This window comes from Pseudomonas sp. LB3P93 (assembly GCF_054898025.1).
Window position 1 is genome coordinate 3,103,568 of sequence record NZ_CM142713.1, and the last position, 15,926, is coordinate 3,119,493.

The window sequence follows — 15,926 nt, forward strand, 5'->3', positions numbered from 1 at the left end:
TCAACTGGTGTTACATCTTGTGAAAGAGGTTTTAGTTAACAAATCCGAACCTCGGGCGTAGCGTGCTATCGAAGACCCTATCCACGCTGACGCCCGGAGGCCTCCCATGAACAGATTCGTGCTCGCCTGCACCGTACTGGCATTCAGTGGCCTGTTGAGCAATCTGGCCCAGGCCGACGTCGCAGTGCCTTCGTCCTCTTTACTGCTGGCCCAAAGCCCAACGGGCACCGGCAATAACAACCCTTACAACAGCCCGATTCGTCGGGCCAATCCCAATAGCATGCAAGGCACGCAGCCCGGCGCTCCGGTCATTCGCGGGCCGAACACGGTGCCGGTACCGCGTCCACCGACCCTCGATAATGGCGGCATCGGCAATCGCTATCCGCAGGACCGAACGGTTCCCGCCAGCCCTCCCAAATTCATTCCCAACCCTCCCCATCGAGACGCAGACACCAGCAACCGTTGAACGGCAGGACAGCGTTCTTGCCAGCCATTCGAACGACAAAAGGAATCGTGCATGCTGCGTAAAACCCTCCTGGCCACCTTCTGTGCCAGCGTACTGATCACCGCCACGGCACCCGTCTTCGCGGCGCCGCCCCAGGACATGAACAGCGAGCAGGGCACCCTTGAAGTCTGGCAAGTTGCCAAGGGCCTGGAACATCCGTGGGCCCTGGCGTTCCTGCCGGACCGCAAAGGCATGCTGGTCACCGAACGACCCGGCAATCTGCGGGTGGTGGATTACGACGGCAAACTGTCGGCGCCGATCAATGGCGTGCCAAAGGTCTGGGCCAAGGGGCAGGGCGGCTTGCTGGATGTGGTGTTGTCACCCGACTTCAAGCAGGACCGCACGGTTTATCTGTCTTACGCCGAGGGCGGCGGTGCGGGCGACAAGGCTGGCACAGCGGTAGGCCGAGGGCAATTGTCCGAGGACCTGAAAACCCTCAAGGATTTCAAAGTGATTTTCCGCCAGGAGCCCAAGCTTTCGGTCGGCAACCACTTCGGCTCACGATTGGTGTTTGATCGCGACGGCTATCTGTTCATCACCCTCGGCGAAAACAATGACCGAGAGACGGCCCAGGACCTCGACAAGTTGCAAGGCAAGGTGGTGCGCATCTATCCCGACGGCAAGGTTCCGGACGATAACCCCTTTGTCGGGCAGTCCGGTGTGCGCCCGGAAATCTGGTCCTATGGCCAGCGCAATCCGCAAGGCGCGGCGCTCAATCCGTGGACTGGTGTCCTCTGGGAGAACGAGCATGGTCCGCAGGGCGGTGATGAAATCAACATCATCGAACGCGGCAAGAATTACGGCTGGCCGCTGGCGACCCACGGCATCAACTATTCCGGCCAACCGATCCCGGAAGCCAAGGGCAATAGCGCTGAAGGCACCGTGGCGCCGCACCATGTCTGGGAAAAGTCGCCGGGCATCAGCGGCATGGCGTTCTACGATGCGGATCGCTTCAAGGTCTGGCAGCACAATGCGTTCATTGGTGCGCTGGTCAGCCAGGAGTTGATCCGCTTGCAGTTCGATGGCGACAAAGTGGTTCACGAAGAACGCTTGCTCGGCGAACTCAACAAACGCATTCGCGATGTGCGGCAGGGGCCGGATGGGTACTTGTATGTGCTGACCGATGAGGACGATGGCGGGTTGTACAAGATCGGCCTGAAGTAACCCAAGGCGACCGATCGTTCCCACGCTCTGCGTGGGAATGCATCCCGTGACGCTCCGCGTCACATCACGAGCGGACGCAGAGCGTCCATGGCGGCATTCCCACGCGGAGCGTGGGAACGATCAGTTTGAGCCGGCATAGAGAATCACCGCCGCCCGAAGCTTCCCCCGGCCAAAGCTGCACATCTTGTCGAACTCCCCATGGCTGACCGGCAGATGCTGGCAGTCCATGGGTTGGCGATGTTGGCTGTGGTCCACATCCGGGTCGTGCAGGTAGACGAACTCCTCATCGGAATCGGTGACGATCACCCAATGGGGCGACTTGGAGCGGGTCAGCCGATAGCTGCTGATCAGCACCAGCGGTTGTCCGCCGTCGCCCAGTAACCGTGGAAGGTTCAGCGGGCCGCCGATCACTTGCTCCACATCAGTTTCGAGTAGCTGCGCAGTGAACTCTTCGTGCACCAAGCGCATTACGTCTTTTTTATGCTCATCGCGCACGCCATCGAGAAACAACGGCCCGTCCATGCTCAGTTGCAACCGCACCCGGAAACCCCGGCGCCATGCTGCCAGCGCCAAGCCTTGAGGGCTGCAGCCGCCATGGCCTGAGGTCATGAATACCGTCGTCGCCTCACGCCAGATTTGCAGTTCTTCGCGACGCTCCAGCACCCGGTCCGCTTGCAGCGCCCCCATGGCCATCAGCAGGCAGGCCGGGCCGCAGGTGAAATCGGTGGTTTGCCGATACCAGGGCACCTTGATGCTGCGCGAATCGCGGTGCTCAAGGATGCGCTTTTCCAGGCGCAGCGCGTCGGCATGGTCCTGGTAATAGTCATGGATCAGCGCGAAACGCCGGTAGCCGTTGCGCTCATACAAGGCAATCGCCGCCGGGTTGTCGATACGCACTTCAAGCCGCAGGTAGGCGCAATCATGTTCAAGAGCACAGGACTCGACGCGTTCGAGCAACTGCTTGCCCAGCCCGCTGCCGCGCGCCCCGGTCGCGATCGCAATCGAATAAAGCCGCGCCAGCGAAGTGCCCCGGTGAAACAGCACCACGGCGTAGCCGACCAATTGCTCGCCACGCTGGGCCACCAACAGCTGGCCGTGAGCCCGCGTGATCATCCACAGAAAGCTGCGACTGTTGAGCCGGTCGGTGGTGAAACATTGCTGTTCAAGTTCCAGCAGCGCGGGTAAGTCTTCAACTACCGCCAAGCGAAAGACAGTGTTCATATGACCGCCGTAAAAGTTGCGTAACGAAACGGGACTTTCGAAAAAGTTCGTGCTTAATAGGAAAGGTCTTGTTCTCCAACGGATCAATCACTATGTCAGCGGTACAAGGTCATTGGCGCGAAGTATCCGAGCAAACTTTGCCGGTAGCAACTTATTTAAATGATGCAAACAAAACTTCAAGTCAGTTGATTATCATCGTCGAACGCAAGGAAGACTGGGCCTCGTACTTCCCCAGCGAGGACATTGTCAGCGCCCAGGAATACCTCGAGCAGACGCGGGACAATGAACAGGGTAAACGGGTCCAGGTGATCAACCTGTGCCGCAGCTACAAGTACCTGGGGCACGGTTATTACTGCTCATTGCTGGCCGAAGCGCGGGGGCACAAGGTCATTCCGTCGGTGCGAACCATCAGCGAACTGACCAAAAAATCCTTGTACGGCCTGGCGCTGGACGACCTCGATAAACCCCTGGAAAAAGCCCTCAGCAATCATCTTTACAGCGACACCGAAGGTTTTACCCTGACGTTGTACTTCGGTAAAACCAATATCGAACCGTTGCAGGATCTGGCGCGTCAGTTGTTTGAGGTTTTTCCGTGTCCGATATTGTTAGTTGAGTTTAGAAGAACCAATGGTTGGCACATCGAGGGTATAAAGTCCGGCACCTTGCATAAGTTGCGCGAAGACCAGGAAGATCAATTCGCCAACTCCCTGGACAGTTTCAGCCGCAAGATCTGGCGCGTGCCACGCTCACGGCGCCTGGCCCGTTATGACCTGGCCATCCTGCACGACCCACAGGAAGCCTTGCCGCCCTCCAACGCGAAGGCGCTGGACAATTTCGTACGCGTCGGCAAGACATTGGGCATTGATGTCGAGCTGATCGAGCGCAAGGACTACGCGCGCATTGCCGAATACGACGGCCTGCTGATCCGCGAGACCACAAGCGTCGACAACCACACCTATCGCTTTGCGAAAAAAGCCGAGAGCGAAGGGCTGGTGGTGATGGACGATCCGGCGTCGATCCTGCGCTGCACCAACAAGGTGTACCTGACCGACCTGCTCAAGAGTCACCAACTCGGCATGCCCGCCACCGAAATCCTCTACAAGGATCGACCGGAAGACTTCGAACGGGTCGGTGAACGCTTGGGCTTCCCGTTAGTGCTCAAGATTCCCGACGGCTGTTTCTCCCGGGGCGTGATCAAGGTCGAAAGCCAGCAAGCCTTGCTCGAAGCAACGGCCGAACTGTTCGAACACTCGGTGCTGCTGCTGGCCCAGGAATTCTTCTACACCGAATACGACTGGCGCATCGGCGTACTCAACCGCAAACCGATCTTCGCCTGCCAATACTTCATGTCCAAGGGTCATTGGCAGATCTACAACCACAAGGCCAAGGGCCAGGACATCAACGGCGAATGCCGCACTCTGGCAGTCCACGAAGCCCCGCGAGCCGTGGTCGACCTGGCCGTGAAAACCGCCAACCTGATCGGCGACGGCCTCTACGGCGTCGACCTCAAACAGTCCGGTGACAAGGTGGTGGTGATCGAAGTCAACGACAACCCGAACATGGACGCCGGCATCGAAGACGCCTACTTGCAGGACGATCTGTATTCGCTGGTGCTGGAGGAGTTCGTCCGACGGCTGGAACTGAAACGTCGCGGCCAGGCTTGGTGAGCGGCCGATGATCAGAAGCTTTCAACTGGCCGGCGGCGCCCTGCAATCGGTCGAGCGGTTGGACGCCGAGGTGATGCTGTTCAGCAACCCCGATGCCGCCGAGCGAGATTTATTGCACAGCCACTTCAAGCTCGATGAACATGCCCTGGCCTCGGCCCTGGACCCTGACGAGGTGTCGCGCATCGAGTTCCACCCCGACAACCTGTTTCTGATCTGGAAGCGCCCGGAAAATTACTCCGGCGCCGGCAGCCTGGCCTTTGAAGTGTCGTCCTGCGGCCTGTTGTTTTCTGCGCAGCGATTGCTGGTGATCGCCACCGACGATGCGCCGCTACATGGGCTCGGCACCCGGCAGCGGTTGAACACGCCGCTGGATGTGCTGCTCGACCTGTTGTTCAACAACATCCATCACTATTTGGGTCACCTGAAGGTGATCAAGCTGGTTGCCCGAGAACTGCAGCAGAAGTTCAACGCCTCGATGCAGAACCAGCACTTGATCCAGATGTTCAACCTCAGTGAAAGCCTGATCTATTACATCAACGCGATTCACAGCAACGGCGCGGTCTTGACACGGCTGCGCAACCACGCGGCCAAGGAACACTTCAGCACCGAAGCCATCGGTTTGATTGACGACCTGATCATCGAAAACAACCAGTGCTACAAACAGGCGGAAATCTACTCCACGGTGTTCTCCGGGCTGATCGACGCCCGGGGGAACCTGATGAACAACAGCATGAACAATCTGCTGCGCAAGCTGACGTTAATTAACGTGGTGTTTTTGCCGCTGAACCTGATTGCGAGTATTGGCGGCATGTCCGAGTTCAGCATGATGACCGGGGACACGCCTTGGTGGGTGTCATATCCGTTGTTTCTGACGGCGATGATGATTGGGGCGGGGGCGATGGTGCTTGGGCTCAGGCGCTTGGCGAAATAGCTTTTGCGGTTGTCAGATCGCTTTCGCGGGCAAGCCTCGCTCCTACAATGGAATGCATTCCAATGTAGGAGCGAGGCTTGCCCGCGAAGACTTAATCAGCATCTCAACAACACCTGAATCAGACTTGCTGCCGTGCATCAACGCAACTCTTGCGGTCTTTAAGCCCACGAACGACGAGGTACAACAACGGCCCGACCGACACGAAAACCGCCGTGATCAGCAGATACGGAATCACCGACACCCTCGACTGCCCACGCTTGCGCGCATCCCTGTACATCCAGATTCCAGCCAGAATCGCCAACAGATAAAGATCAATCACCACCTGCGCAGTGTCCGGGCGGGACATCAGGCTGATGCCGAAGTCGATCAGCGATTGCTCCGCCTGAAGCATCACTGAAACGGTGTAACCGGCAAAGGCGATCAAGGCAGCGAGGGGCAGGGCGACAGACTTCATGGTTTCCTTCCTTGGGACAATGATTGGTGTCGCCAGCCTACAGACGCCGAAGAAAATTGGCCATTGACTTGCCATCAATGCCCGGCTAATTTCCAGCCATGACTTCCACCGTATTGCGCTGCCAGCCAAGCATTATTACCGCCATTCCTTATTTGGCGGGCTAGCTCACGACTGCAGCACCCAACCCGCCCTAGAGGCGGGTTTTTACTTTCTGTCTCCCGGGCTCCGATCAACGTCAGGAGACGACCATGAGCAGCATCCCCGCCCAGCAGGCTTTGCTTGAGCACTACGTGAAAAAGATCCTCGCCGCGCCGGTGTATGAACTGGCCGTGCGCACTCCCTTGCAACCCGCACCGGCGCTGTCCGAGTCCTTGGGTAATCAGATCCTGCTCAAGCGCGAAGATTTGCAACCCACCTTTTCCTTCAAGATCCGTGGCGCTTACAACAAACTGGTGCAACTGAGCGATGAGCAAAAGGCTCGCGGCGTGATCACGGCTTCAGCGGGCAATCACGCCCAAGGTGTGGCATTGGCGGCCCGTGAGTTGGGGATCGCCGCCACCATCGTCATGCCCTGCACGACGCCAGAATTGAAGGTGCTCGGGGTGCGCAGTCGGGGTGCTGAGGCGGTGCTGCACGGCGAGAGTTTTCCGTTCGCCCTCGACTACGCGCTGCGTTTGGCCGAGCAAACCGGTTGTACCTTCGTCTCGCCATTCGATGACCCGGACGTGATCGCGGGGCAGGGCACCGTCGCCATGGAGATCCTTCGCCAGCATCAAGGCCCGCTGGACGCAATTTTCGTCCCTGTGGGTGGCGGAGGTCTGATCGCCGGCATCGCCGCGTACGTCAAATACCTGCGACCTGAAGTCCGCATCATCGGCGTCGAGTCAGAACATTCCGCGTGTTTGAACGTTGCTTTGCAGGCAGGTGAGCGTGTTGTACTGCCCAATGTGGGCACCTTCGCCGATGGCGTGGCCGTTGCGCAGATAGGCGCTTACGGATTTGAGGTCTGTCGGTTTTGTGTCGATGAAGTGCTGACCGTCAGCAACGACGAACTGTGCGCCGCGATCAAGAATATCTACGACGATACCCGCTCGATCACCGAACCCTCCGGCGCCTTGGCGGTGGCCGGAATCAAGAAGTACGTCGCTCACACCCTGGTGGCAATCGACTCGGGCGCCAACATCAACTTTGACAGTTTGCGGCATGTCGCCGAGCGCGCCGCGTTGAGCGGCGCTTCAGCATGAGGCGAGGCGAGTTTATTCCTGAACAGCTGTCTCGACCTTGCTCGACGCCGACCAGATCCGATAGCGGACTTCGACGTCCTTGGGCACGTAGAGCACGATCGGCAACTTGCTGTTGTAACGAAGCATGAAGCCGTCACCAACCACCGGCACGAACTCCTTTTTACTCTTGCCGTCGGGGCAAGCCATCATCGTGCTCATCGGCCCGATGACTTTTTCCAGGCGGTAAAAGGGGTAGCCCCAGCCTTCAAGGTTTTTTTCTTCAAGGATACCGCCCAGACGCTGGCGATTGCAGTCCACGGTCAGGATCTTGCCGGCGAGCACTTCGACCTGGAAGTTTTCTTCCTGCGGCTGCGCAGGAACGTGAATGACCTGGCGGGTAAAGCCGTTCTCAGGCTTGGGAAACGGCGCGACCGTTTCAAGCTTTGCGGCATGTGCCACGCTTGAAAGGCTGGCAACAATCAGCCCGACGGTAGTGACAAAGGTCAAAGAACCCATGATGCCTCCTTGCGTGTGAGTGGGGTCAGCGGATACTGGAATGACAGGCGCATTCTTACTGTCGACCTCCGCTAATGCAAACCCCGCTCGGGTTGTATGCAAATTGCAGGGCTGAAACTGCCCTTTCTTGCAAATTGCATGAGGCCGTTTATAGGCATGTCCGTTAAATCATTGATTTACCGATGAGCTGCACGGCGAAATTCGCGGCATGTTTTATGCTCATTCAGGTCTTGAGTTGACCGGGACAGTATTGAGTCAGCTTGGAACGCGAGGACGGTCTGGTGTTTGAGACGTAGAAACCCCGCCTTAGGAAGAAAAGCGGGTGATTTCAGCACGGACCAACGCTTGAATTTATTTGGCAATCTCACAATTAGGAGAGGGTCGCCATGTTTCTTTCTGCCCTGGAACTACGCAATATCATTGAAAGCAGTTTTCTGCCGAAACGCTGTCAGTGCACGCTGTCGCCGGACCTGTCGATGACGGTCAAGGTGTATTCAGACCGTGAAACCGATCACCTCGACCTGTGCGTGACGGGAATAAATGCCAAACAGCTCAATGGATGCCGGGAAATCGGCGACTTGATCGCAGGACTGCGCTCAGACATGGAGCACCAGTCCCAGGCCGAGTCCCAGCCTCTGCACTTGGACAAGAAAGCGTTTTAACCGACGGTTTCGAGTTCCACCGATACGCGCCGGGTCTGGAAAAACCCCATTCCCAGCGCCGACTCGACCACCACAGCCAGCAAAATGCCTGGCCCGGCATGGCCGTTGAGCCATTCGCCAAAACCCAGCGCTGCCAAACCGAAACAGCCGACGGTAAACCCGATGCTCAGCGCGTTGCGAGTGCTGGACGGCGCCTCATTTCGAACCAGATAAAACATCACGCCCAACGCCGCGAACAACACCGCGCTGCGCCTCGCAACAAAACCTGCCGCAGACGAATACTCAATACTCCAGAGCGCCAGCAATACGTCCGGCATCAAACCCCAGACCAGGGCCAGTACAAAGCAGAGAAGGGACGAGAAGGTCGACAAGGTGCGAAACGATAACTGCATGGCGAATCCTTGCGGCAGTGAGGGAGGCACCAAAGCATAGCGCCAGAACCCTCACAGGAATACCGCAAAGCGTTAAATCAGACCTTTCCGTCAGTTCTGATAACTGCAAGCGTCAGAAAGCTTCCGGTAGCTGATTTCTTCAGGTTTGCCTGACGTATCGATGTATTTCATGTCAGCCGTTATCACTTTGCATTCCGGCGTGTTCGGCTCAGTCAGCGCTACCACCTTGCCGATATTCAAAGGCATGCCGTAGTGATAGGGCACGGCTTGCGAGGACGACGTGTCGTTGGCCTGAGCAAGACCGGTAAACGCGGTGCAGGCGAGGGCGGAAGTGATCAGCAGCGTGCGGATGTTCATGTGGCGATCTCCAGTGCAGACGTAAAGTCAGCTCGACGAATTGGCGTCGAACCTGCCGCACTGGGCGTCAGAACAACCTGAGGGCGTGCGGTCCAGTAAAGTTTTGGACCGCGGAGTTAACGGATGGTTAACCCGGCTGAACGCCGCCTGTCGCGAGGGCGTTTCTGTCAGACGTTTCATGTGGGAAACGATCTACGGGATCTTCGGCTGGGTCCTACAAGGTCAGGTGCCTTGTCGACTTTCGCCTGATGGGGGCAGCGTTTACTGTTTGGGTTCGCTGCAAAATCAGCGGACAGGTTTGGTCACCTGATGCCATCACACATTTGTGTGCCATCATTCGCGCTGCGGACTTCTACGTCCTCGTAGTGTGTTGCAATGGCGGCTGTGTGCTGGACGCCTTCGGGCGAACCGATTTGATGGTGTCGGTTGACCAAGCCTGTACACAGCCGCCTCCCATCGTTTGGTCACGGTGCTGGCGTTACTTATCAATCATCGAGTAATTACTATGCCTACGCTAAACCCGTTTCCCGATCGCTACCGTTCAATCAACAGCAGCGTCACCGATTCAAATCCTTTGGTGATCGACACCCAAGCCAATCCCCAAGACATTCTCGAAGCCGCCTTACAGCGAGTCCGGGCCGCCAGCCAGTTACTTGAAACGCTCCACTGCCAATGCTTCAAGCACGGCGACGTTCAAGATATCCCGCACATCACCCATGCGCTTTACCTGCTGACTCAGGATGGTTTTGATCTGTTGCAAGTGGCTCAGCAGCGGATGATGGGGTGGAAGGCGCCTGTCTGACGTCTGAAAATCACAAACAATCCAGCGTCCGTTGGCGCTGGATTGTTTATTGCGTCACGGTTCAGAGGTGTCGAGCTCTATTAATTTTTCACCGTTTACACTTGAGGTCACTGGAAATTCGTCCAGTTCCAAAAAATTCCCGTTCTTTCCATAACTCAAATATTTGTGCGAGCTTTCATGGCCCGTGTTCTCAAAAATCACTTGAGCGCCCTGTGTGGAAAGTCTTACCCAGCGAGGACGATTTCTTTCGGAGAAATCAATTCGTTCGATCTGCCCATCCCCTGAGTCAAAGTAAAACAAAGCACCTTGCAGGAAATTTGAAGTGAACTCGCCGGAAACTACCAGCACGTTCACATTTTGATGATCGGGAGCACACTGCCATTTCACTCTGCCTCCTCGCGAGGCATCTGCATCCTCATACATAAATCTGGCGTCTTGGTTGGTGCGAACTTTATAGATATAGGTGCCGGCGATTGGCGATCCACGCAGCAGAGAAATAGTGTTTTTTGGACCTGCCAGTTCGCAAGCGATCACGTTGCTTGATCGAGGTTCAAAAGCACATGCCTGGACGCAGGCAGTTAAAAGTCCAAAACCGCATACAAATTTTTTCATCTGATTCTGTCGCATTGTCCGTACTGGACTAGGAGGACGAGCAAACGAGTAGAATCCCGTTCGCTAGTCACTAACTGGCTCAATTGTTAAGAGCGTGAATCAGAGGGTCCTGGTAAGACTCATCGATTTCTATACCGGCGGCACGGGCTTTTTCTTCCAGTTCAAGTCTTGTCTTGTGGTAGGCATTCAACCTTTCTGGCAAGAGTTCCTTCCAATGCTGCCTCTCTTTATTGTCTGTAATTCCGTCGAGCCAGAACTCACTCTCTGATTGAAAATTCAGCGTAATAAGATAAGTCGCCTTTTCGGTTGGGGCTTCTGAATCGTTTTGCTTCCACGCTTTAAGGTTGAGATAGATACCGTCTTTGTAAAAATACCATCTGTAGAAAGAGCCAACCTGAAGCCATCTCTTCAGATCCAGTTGGTAATCAGGGTCCAGCCAAGGATGGCTGCTGACGTATCGCCCGAAAACCTCGTCAGGACTACTGATTTTTTCCGCCTGTGAACCAGAAATCCTAGGATCCTCTGGAAAATAAAAGTGTGACCAGCCAGATTTTTTTATTTTTTCTATAAGACCGAATATCAAGTCCCGATATTGTTCGTGTGTGCTTCCCTTTGGGAGTCCACGTAATACTACGTTTAGGTTTTCGATGTTTTCTGTCGTGTCTTTGTCTAATGCAACTGTAATATTTACAGCCTGCCCCAGGCTTAAGATACTGTCGTTGTTTTTTACATTGATCGTTGGGAGGTCATTATCATTTGCTGATTTTTGTAATTTATACCAGCAGATATTTAGCTGAGGCATGCAGCTTTCTACGAAGCTGGTGGAAGCTTGCGCTTTGATAGTATCTATGGGTGTTAAAAATTCGACATCTATAACTGAAGGAGTATTTGCCATGGCAGGACTCTGAAACGGGTTGCTGTCTACATTACATCCGCCGATCAGTAACAATATAGCGACAAGATCTTTTTTCATTGCTGGTTTGACCAAGGTCAGATTGTTTGTCTCTCGCTTTCCGTCAGACAGTTATCTGATAAGTTTTGGCTCCACTATTCAAGCGCCTTGATTGGAGGATTCTGGTAGTTTTCGTCAATTTTTATGCCCTTGGCTCGAGCCTTTTCTTCCACTATTCGGCGTGTTTCTTGATAGTCTTTCAAGCGCGCTGGGAGAAGTTCAGTCCAGCGTTCTTTGTCTTTGGCTTTGCCGAATCCAGAGACCCAATACTCTCGCTCTGTCGTAAACTCCAGAGTTATGAGATAAGTCCCTGTCATTGTCGGATTGTCTTTGGAGTCGCGGCGCCATGCCTTGAGATTTAAATAAGCACCATCGTTGTAGAAGAACCAGTTATAAAAGGCCCCAATTTTTAACCAGCGGTCGATATCAACTTTATATTCAGGGTCCAGCCAAGGGTGGCTTGATACAGGGTCTCCCAAGACTCCGTCAGGAGTATCTATTTTGTCTGCTTGCGATCCAGAAATGCGCGGATCACTCGGGAAGTAGTAATGTTTCCAGCCAGATGATTTTATATTCTCGATTAGTTGGTAGATGAAGTCTATATGCTGTTCGTGGGTACTATTGTCGGGGAGACCTCTTAGGGTGATATCCACGTTCTCTACCGTGTTGCCTGATCTTTCGTCAATCACTATGGTGATGTTAGTGGTTTTTTCAATGCTAAGTGCGCTAGCAGAGTTTTTCACAATAGTGTCGGGAAGGTTTTTGTCGTTTGCCGATTTTTGTATTTTGTACCAGCATAACTCTAGATCATTCATGCATTCCTTCGAAAACTCGAATGTGCTGCCTTCTATTGTTTTTTGTATGGGGGCATGAAGAGTTATTTCAATTGGCATTCTATCTTCCATGTTTGATTTGCTGTCATTGCAAGCAGTCAGAAAAGCAAAAGATATCATTATCCAGTGACGTCTCATTGCGCGCTAGCCCAAGTCGAAATTGTGCGTATTTCACCTTCCATGTAGTCTTCTCGCATGATCATCAATTTATGATACTGCTTAGCAATTGCGCCAATGAATTCCATCCGATCACTTTCATCATATAGGTCACCTTCCGACATTTGCACTCTTAGCTCTGGGTTGTCGACGTCGCATGCTGTACTGAGCGCAGCAACCCTGACAGGGACAAAAGGCGCCCATTCAAATCCGGCTTGAAGTTTTAATGTCGCTCTGAAGGGGGTGTTTTCATAGATTAGTGGTTGCAGGATTTTTCGTTGTTCGTGATCAGCGATTGCCACTAGAGAAGTCAGCTGTGAAGCTCTTCGATTCGGCCCTTCAGGGAGTCTTTCGACGGTGCTGATTTCTTTGAATCCTTTCGTTATGTCGTCTGTAATGTGTAGATTGCCAAGAATAGGAAGCGCTTCATCCGCCCAAGGCAAGCTATCAATATTGGTCTTGATCTGACCTTCGCAACTACGTGCGTTACGCTCAGGCGCACACTCATCGAACTGTTCTGGGTATTTTCTATAAAACCAATGCCAGACAAAAATATCCTGAAATAACCAAAAATTGCCTTTGCCTAGTGCATTTTTACCAATGCGCAACGGTGGTTGAACAATGGGTGGCGTTAGCGCCAGATACGGATCATTCGGAATAAAATCTAACCCGCATTTGACCTGCTTGCTGGCAAATGCCGCAAGACCCATCCAATAAAAACGACCCTTAAGCTCAGGTTTTCCATCTTCACCTTGTTCGAGATAGAAACTGGCGTAAGCGGCGGCAATTCTTGCGGCGCGAGCGCCAAAGTCAGAAATCAGTTCATATTTGCTAGAGGCAGATGAGCGTTTTTTGCTCAAGCGGCGTATGGCTTCTTCCTGGCCCATGGCCCACAACTTGTCGCAGCCGAGGACAACCTCGTGGACGGAGCATTCTTTGGCATTTGTTTTAAAGGTTGTTATTGGCGCACTCATTTCTTTCTGCTCGCTTCATAGTCGTCCGCACCGGAAGGCACGACCAGTTCATCCCAGACAAGGTGAGCTTTTACCGGCTCTTCGGCTTCTGTCTGGACTCGCGGGTGGAGGCCCTCAGCATTACTTCTCGATATTTGGGGAGCGGTTTCCGATGGCACGATCAGTGCCGCCTTGACTGACTTAACAGGTTGCCCACGCCGTGTAACAAACTTGAGTTGTTCGTCATAGCTTTCACTGATTTTCTTCGCATTCAGCAAGCTTCCTGCCCGCGCTTGATCTGCAATGACTGGAATAAGGGGAACGAGAATACCAATCCCGGAACCGGCCCCAGGCGAGCCCCCGGTATTCACCTTCACCTCAGCACCACTGATCGTCACACCCCCCGCGTCAACCTTGACGAAACTCCCGCCAGCCTTGGCCGTCAGTTCCATCCCGCCTTCCATCACCACCTTCTCGCCAGCGTGGTAATGAATCTCCTGACCCGCCTCGACAAACTGCGCCGTCCCGACCTTCACATGCTGGGTCACCGCCACGGTCAGGTGATCATCCGCCCGCGCTTCGGTCTTGCGATCCAGTTGCGTGATGCGATGTTCTTCAACTTTGAACTCGCTGAAAACATTGGCCTCAACCGTGTCATGGCGTTCATTGCCGATGCGGATCTTCTGGTCGTGCTCGATGTTTTCATCCCAGTCGCGCTGGGCGTGCAGGTAGATCTGCTCTGCACCTTTCTTGTCTTCGATGCGAAACTCGTTGTAGCCCTTGCCGCCCGGTGAGCTCAGGGTCTTGAAGGTGCTGCGGGTTTTGTTGGCCGGCAGGTCGTAGGGGACGACGTTTTCCTTGTGGAACAGGCAGCCGGTGATCAGCGGTTGGTCGGGGTCGCCTTCGAGGAAGGTGACGAGGACTTCCATGCCGACGCGCGGGATGGCGATGCCGCCGTAGGCACTGCCGGCCCAGCCGGTGGCGACGCGCAGCCAGCAGCTGGTGTTGTCGTTGGCCTGGCCGTCGCGGTCCCAATGGAATTGCACTTTGACGCGGCCGTATTCGTCGCAGTGGATTTCTTCACCCGGCGGGCCGGTGACGATAGCGGTCTGGCTGCCCAGGACTTTCGGTTTCGGGTGTTCGAGGGCAGGGCGAAAGTGTGCGTCCCACGGGGTGGCCAGGAAGGTGTTGCGGTAGCCCTGATGGAAATCGTCTTTGTTGTGGGTGACGTCGCTGGTGACGTTTTTGCCGAGTACTTGCGGCTGCTTGCCTTCGTGCACCACTTCGAGCAACAGCCAGAGGTCGTTCCACTCGGCGCGCGGGTGTTCGCTCAGGGCCATGAAGTGGCCGCTGACCAGGGTGGGCTCGTCGCCTTTGCCTTCGGCCAGTTGGTAATCGCTGCGATGGCGTTCCAGCGCGCGGGTCGCCAGGTGTTTGCCGCGTGCACGGTCGGTGAAGCGGCCGGGGTAGTCGTAGTCTTCGAGGTCCGGCGCGAAGGTGCTCTTGGCCGCGCCTTCGGGCAGGATGCTTGGTTTCTCGAAATCGTAGTCGCGGCGGCTGACGCGGGTAGTGCGGGTTTCCAGGCGCAGGTTGAAGCGTTTGATCACCGGTTTCGTGGCGGCCATGCCGGAGTCTTGCTGGTAGGCCACGGGCGAGAGTTTGCGGAACACCGTCTGGTCATCGCCGAACACCAGTTTGTGGCCGCTGGCGCTGTGCTGGAAGTGGAAGTGAATGCCTTCCTCTTCACACAGGCGCTGGATGAAATGCAGGTCAGATTCGTCGTACTGCACGCAGTAATCGCGCTCGGGGTAGATCGCGCCGAGCTGGAAACTGTAGGCGTCAGCCAGGATGCCGCGTGCCTCAAGTACCTGAGCGATGATTTTCGGCACACTTAAATGCTGGAAAATCTGCTGGTCATGGTTGTGGCGCAGGTAAGCGAGTTGCGGGACGAGGCTGATGCTGTAGCGCGTCAGGCTTTTGCCGGAATCGCCTTGCTCGATGCGATAGACCAAACCGTGGATGATGCCTTTGCCGGTGGCGCCGAAGGTCAGGCAGCCAGGCTTGTGCAGCAACTCTTCGAGTTTCAGGTCGGGACGGGCGCTGACCAGTTCGATGTCGAAACAGAACGGCTGATTGAGGGTTTCGCGACCGACGAAGCTGAGCACTTGCAGGTCAACGGAAACGCCTTCCAGCGTCAGGGAAATATGGGTTGCGTTCGCGTCCAGCATGCCTTTAATTCCGTCCTTTGAATAAGCTGGTGCGGATGGTGCAGCATTAAACCGCCTCGTTCAAGGCGCAAATGGCGTAGGCGTGGATGCCTTAAGCTATCGGGAAAACCCTTAGAGACAGGGTTTCGGCCAATGGATGCGGGGGATGTTTGGTCTTCTTTTCCTGAACCTTGCTGTGCCACAGTCTCGCGGTGACCAAGAATCGGCAGTCATTTTCAGACTTGAGTCGTCTGTAGCCCGTAAAAGATCTACTTTTTCGGTTTTGTGACCGCACATTGATCGTTCCCACGCTCTGCGT

Annotated in this window: 16 protein-coding genes and 1 pseudogene; 7 read left to right on the forward strand and 10 right to left on the reverse strand. The window is 55.0% G+C overall.

The window, feature by feature from the left end; genetic code table 11:
* Positions 1-106 precede the first annotated feature (106 nt).
* Both ACYZT8_RS14130 and ACYZT8_RS14135 read left to right on the forward strand, forming a co-directional pair.
* The gene (locus ACYZT8_RS14130) at positions 107-466 is read left to right on the forward strand and encodes a hypothetical protein (RefSeq protein WP_461982023.1); all 360 of its coding nucleotides are present in this window, start codon (positions 107-109) and stop codon (positions 464-466) included.
* A gap of 51 nt (positions 467-517) precedes the next feature.
* Positions 518-1,669: a PQQ-dependent sugar dehydrogenase gene (locus tag ACYZT8_RS14135; RefSeq protein ID WP_461982025.1), complete on the forward strand. Its 1,152-nt coding sequence runs from the start codon at positions 518-520 to the stop codon at positions 1,667-1,669.
* 120 nt (positions 1,670-1,789) lie between these two features.
* On the opposite strand, the gene rimI is transcribed toward ACYZT8_RS14135, so the two are convergent.
* Positions 1,790-2,890, reverse strand: a complete 1,101-nt coding sequence (gene rimI, locus ACYZT8_RS14140; RefSeq protein ID WP_461982027.1) for a ribosomal protein S18-alanine N-acetyltransferase — start codon at positions 2,888-2,890, stop codon at positions 1,790-1,792.
* A gap of 92 nt (positions 2,891-2,982) precedes the next feature.
* On the opposite strand from rimI, the gene ACYZT8_RS14145 reads away from it, so the two are divergent.
* Positions 2,983-4,557, forward strand: a complete 1,575-nt coding sequence (locus tag ACYZT8_RS14145; protein ID WP_461982029.1) for a RimK family protein — start codon at positions 2,983-2,985, stop codon at positions 4,555-4,557.
* 7 nt (positions 4,558-4,564) lie between these two features.
* A complete protein-coding gene (locus tag ACYZT8_RS14150) occupies positions 4,565-5,488 on the forward strand; it encodes a magnesium transporter CorA family protein (RefSeq protein ID WP_461982031.1) in 924 nt (307 codons plus the stop codon).
* Between the two features lie 118 nt (positions 5,489-5,606).
* Here the strand turns inward: ACYZT8_RS14150 and ACYZT8_RS14155 are convergent, their stop codons facing one another.
* Complete coding sequence (locus ACYZT8_RS14155) at positions 5,607-5,942, reverse strand: DUF2834 domain-containing protein (protein ID WP_461982033.1); 336 nt, start codon at positions 5,940-5,942, stop codon at positions 5,607-5,609.
* Positions 5,943-6,190: 248 nt separating this feature from the next.
* On the opposite strand from ACYZT8_RS14155, the pseudogene ilvA reads away from it, so the two are divergent.
* A pseudogene (gene ilvA, locus ACYZT8_RS14160) lies at positions 6,191-7,168 on the forward strand (threonine ammonia-lyase, biosynthetic); the annotation flags it as partial.
* 30 nt (positions 7,169-7,198) lie between these two features.
* Here the strand turns inward: ilvA and eco are convergent.
* Positions 7,199-7,681: a serine protease inhibitor ecotin gene (gene eco / locus ACYZT8_RS14165; protein ID WP_461982035.1), complete on the reverse strand. Its 483-nt coding sequence runs from the start codon at positions 7,679-7,681 to the stop codon at positions 7,199-7,201.
* 386 nt (positions 7,682-8,067) lie between these two features.
* Here eco and ACYZT8_RS14170 point away from each other — a divergent pair, with 386 nt between their 5' ends.
* Entirely contained in the window at positions 8,068-8,343 is a 276-nt protein-coding gene (locus ACYZT8_RS14170; protein WP_461982037.1) for a DUF1652 domain-containing protein, read from the forward strand.
* On the opposite strand, the gene ACYZT8_RS14175 is transcribed toward ACYZT8_RS14170, so the two are convergent.
* Both ACYZT8_RS14175 and ACYZT8_RS14180 read right to left on the reverse strand, forming a co-directional pair.
* Positions 8,340-8,735 carry a hypothetical protein gene (locus tag ACYZT8_RS14175; protein ID WP_461982039.1) on the reverse strand — a complete coding sequence of 132 codons (396 nt, stop codon included), beginning with the start codon at positions 8,733-8,735 and terminating at the stop codon, positions 8,340-8,342. The genes ACYZT8_RS14170 and ACYZT8_RS14175 overlap by 4 nt on opposite strands.
* Positions 8,736-8,825: 90 nt before the next feature.
* Positions 8,826-9,092, reverse strand: coding sequence for a DUF2790 domain-containing protein (locus ACYZT8_RS14180; RefSeq protein ID WP_461958802.1), 267 nt, complete (start codon positions 9,090-9,092; stop codon positions 8,826-8,828).
* A 505-nt stretch (positions 9,093-9,597) separates the two neighbouring features.
* On the opposite strand from ACYZT8_RS14180, the gene ACYZT8_RS14185 reads away from it, so the two are divergent.
* Positions 9,598-9,894 carry a hypothetical protein gene (locus ACYZT8_RS14185; RefSeq protein WP_461982041.1) on the forward strand — a complete coding sequence of 99 codons (297 nt, stop codon included), beginning with the start codon at positions 9,598-9,600 and terminating at the stop codon, positions 9,892-9,894.
* 54 nt (positions 9,895-9,948) lie between these two features.
* Here the strand turns inward: ACYZT8_RS14185 and ACYZT8_RS14190 are convergent, their stop codons facing one another.
* The 5 genes from ACYZT8_RS14190 to ACYZT8_RS14210 all read right to left on the reverse strand — a co-directional run bounded on the left by ACYZT8_RS14190 (position 9,949) and on the right by ACYZT8_RS14210 (position 15,628).
* Positions 9,949-10,506: a hypothetical protein gene (locus ACYZT8_RS14190; protein WP_461982042.1), complete on the reverse strand. Its 558-nt coding sequence runs from the start codon at positions 10,504-10,506 to the stop codon at positions 9,949-9,951.
* A 79-nt stretch (positions 10,507-10,585) separates the two neighbouring features.
* The gene (locus tag ACYZT8_RS14195; RefSeq protein WP_461982044.1) at positions 10,586-11,479 is read right to left on the reverse strand and encodes a hypothetical protein; all 894 of its coding nucleotides are present in this window, start codon (positions 11,477-11,479) and stop codon (positions 10,586-10,588) included.
* Between the two features lie 74 nt (positions 11,480-11,553).
* Entirely contained in the window at positions 11,554-12,351 is a 798-nt protein-coding gene (locus tag ACYZT8_RS14200) for a hypothetical protein (protein ID WP_461982046.1), read from the reverse strand.
* Positions 12,352-12,425: 74 nt separating this feature from the next.
* The gene (locus tag ACYZT8_RS14205) at positions 12,426-13,421 is read right to left on the reverse strand and encodes a DUF2515 family protein (protein WP_461982048.1); all 996 of its coding nucleotides are present in this window, start codon (positions 13,419-13,421) and stop codon (positions 12,426-12,428) included.
* Complete coding sequence (locus tag ACYZT8_RS14210) at positions 13,418-15,628, reverse strand: type VI secretion system Vgr family protein (protein WP_461982050.1); 2,211 nt, start codon at positions 15,626-15,628, stop codon at positions 13,418-13,420. Before ACYZT8_RS14210 ends, ACYZT8_RS14205 begins: the two co-directional genes overlap by 4 nt.
* Positions 15,629-15,926: the final 298 nt, after the last annotated feature.

What these genes read in the sequence shown, in the direction of transcription:
- ACYZT8_RS14145 (WP_461982029.1), top strand. Translation starts at nt 2,983, where the DNA reads ATGTCAGCGGTACAAGGTCATTGGCGCGAAGTATCCGAGCAAACTTTG.
- ACYZT8_RS14150 (WP_461982031.1), top strand. Translation starts at nt 4,565, where the DNA reads ATGATCAGAAGCTTTCAACTGGCCGGCGGCGCCCTGCAATCGGTCGAG.
- ACYZT8_RS14155 (WP_461982033.1), bottom strand. Translation starts at nt 5,942, where the DNA reads ATGAAGTCTGTCGCCCTGCCCCTCGCTGCCTTGATCGCCTTTGCCGGT.
- ACYZT8_RS14200 (WP_461982046.1), bottom strand. Translation starts at nt 12,351, where the DNA reads ATGCCAATTGAAATAACTCTTCATGCCCCCATACAAAAAACAATAGAA.
- ACYZT8_RS14185 (WP_461982041.1), top strand. Translation starts at nt 9,598, where the DNA reads ATGCCTACGCTAAACCCGTTTCCCGATCGCTACCGTTCAATCAACAGC.
- ACYZT8_RS14205 (WP_461982048.1), bottom strand. Translation starts at nt 13,421, where the DNA reads ATGAGTGCGCCAATAACAACCTTTAAAACAAATGCCAAAGAATGCTCC.
- ACYZT8_RS14135 (WP_461982025.1), top strand. Translation starts at nt 518, where the DNA reads ATGCTGCGTAAAACCCTCCTGGCCACCTTCTGTGCCAGCGTACTGATC.
- ACYZT8_RS14130 (WP_461982023.1), top strand. Translation starts at nt 107, where the DNA reads ATGAACAGATTCGTGCTCGCCTGCACCGTACTGGCATTCAGTGGCCTG.
- ACYZT8_RS14190 (WP_461982042.1), bottom strand. Translation starts at nt 10,506, where the DNA reads ATGAAAAAATTTGTATGCGGTTTTGGACTTTTAACTGCCTGCGTCCAG.
- ACYZT8_RS14180 (WP_461958802.1), bottom strand. Translation starts at nt 9,092, where the DNA reads ATGAACATCCGCACGCTGCTGATCACTTCCGCCCTCGCCTGCACCGCG.
- ACYZT8_RS14170 (WP_461982037.1), top strand. Translation starts at nt 8,068, where the DNA reads ATGTTTCTTTCTGCCCTGGAACTACGCAATATCATTGAAAGCAGTTTT.
- ACYZT8_RS14195 (WP_461982044.1), bottom strand. Translation starts at nt 11,479, where the DNA reads ATGAAAAAAGATCTTGTCGCTATATTGTTACTGATCGGCGGATGTAAT.
- eco (WP_461982035.1), bottom strand. Translation starts at nt 7,681, where the DNA reads ATGGGTTCTTTGACCTTTGTCACTACCGTCGGGCTGATTGTTGCCAGC.
- rimI (WP_461982027.1), bottom strand. Translation starts at nt 2,890, where the DNA reads ATGAACACTGTCTTTCGCTTGGCGGTAGTTGAAGACTTACCCGCGCTG.
- ACYZT8_RS14175 (WP_461982039.1), bottom strand. Translation starts at nt 8,735, where the DNA reads ATGCAGTTATCGTTTCGCACCTTGTCGACCTTCTCGTCCCTTCTCTGC.
- ACYZT8_RS14210 (WP_461982050.1), bottom strand. Translation starts at nt 15,628, where the DNA reads ATGCTGGACGCGAACGCAACCCATATTTCCCTGACGCTGGAAGGCGTT.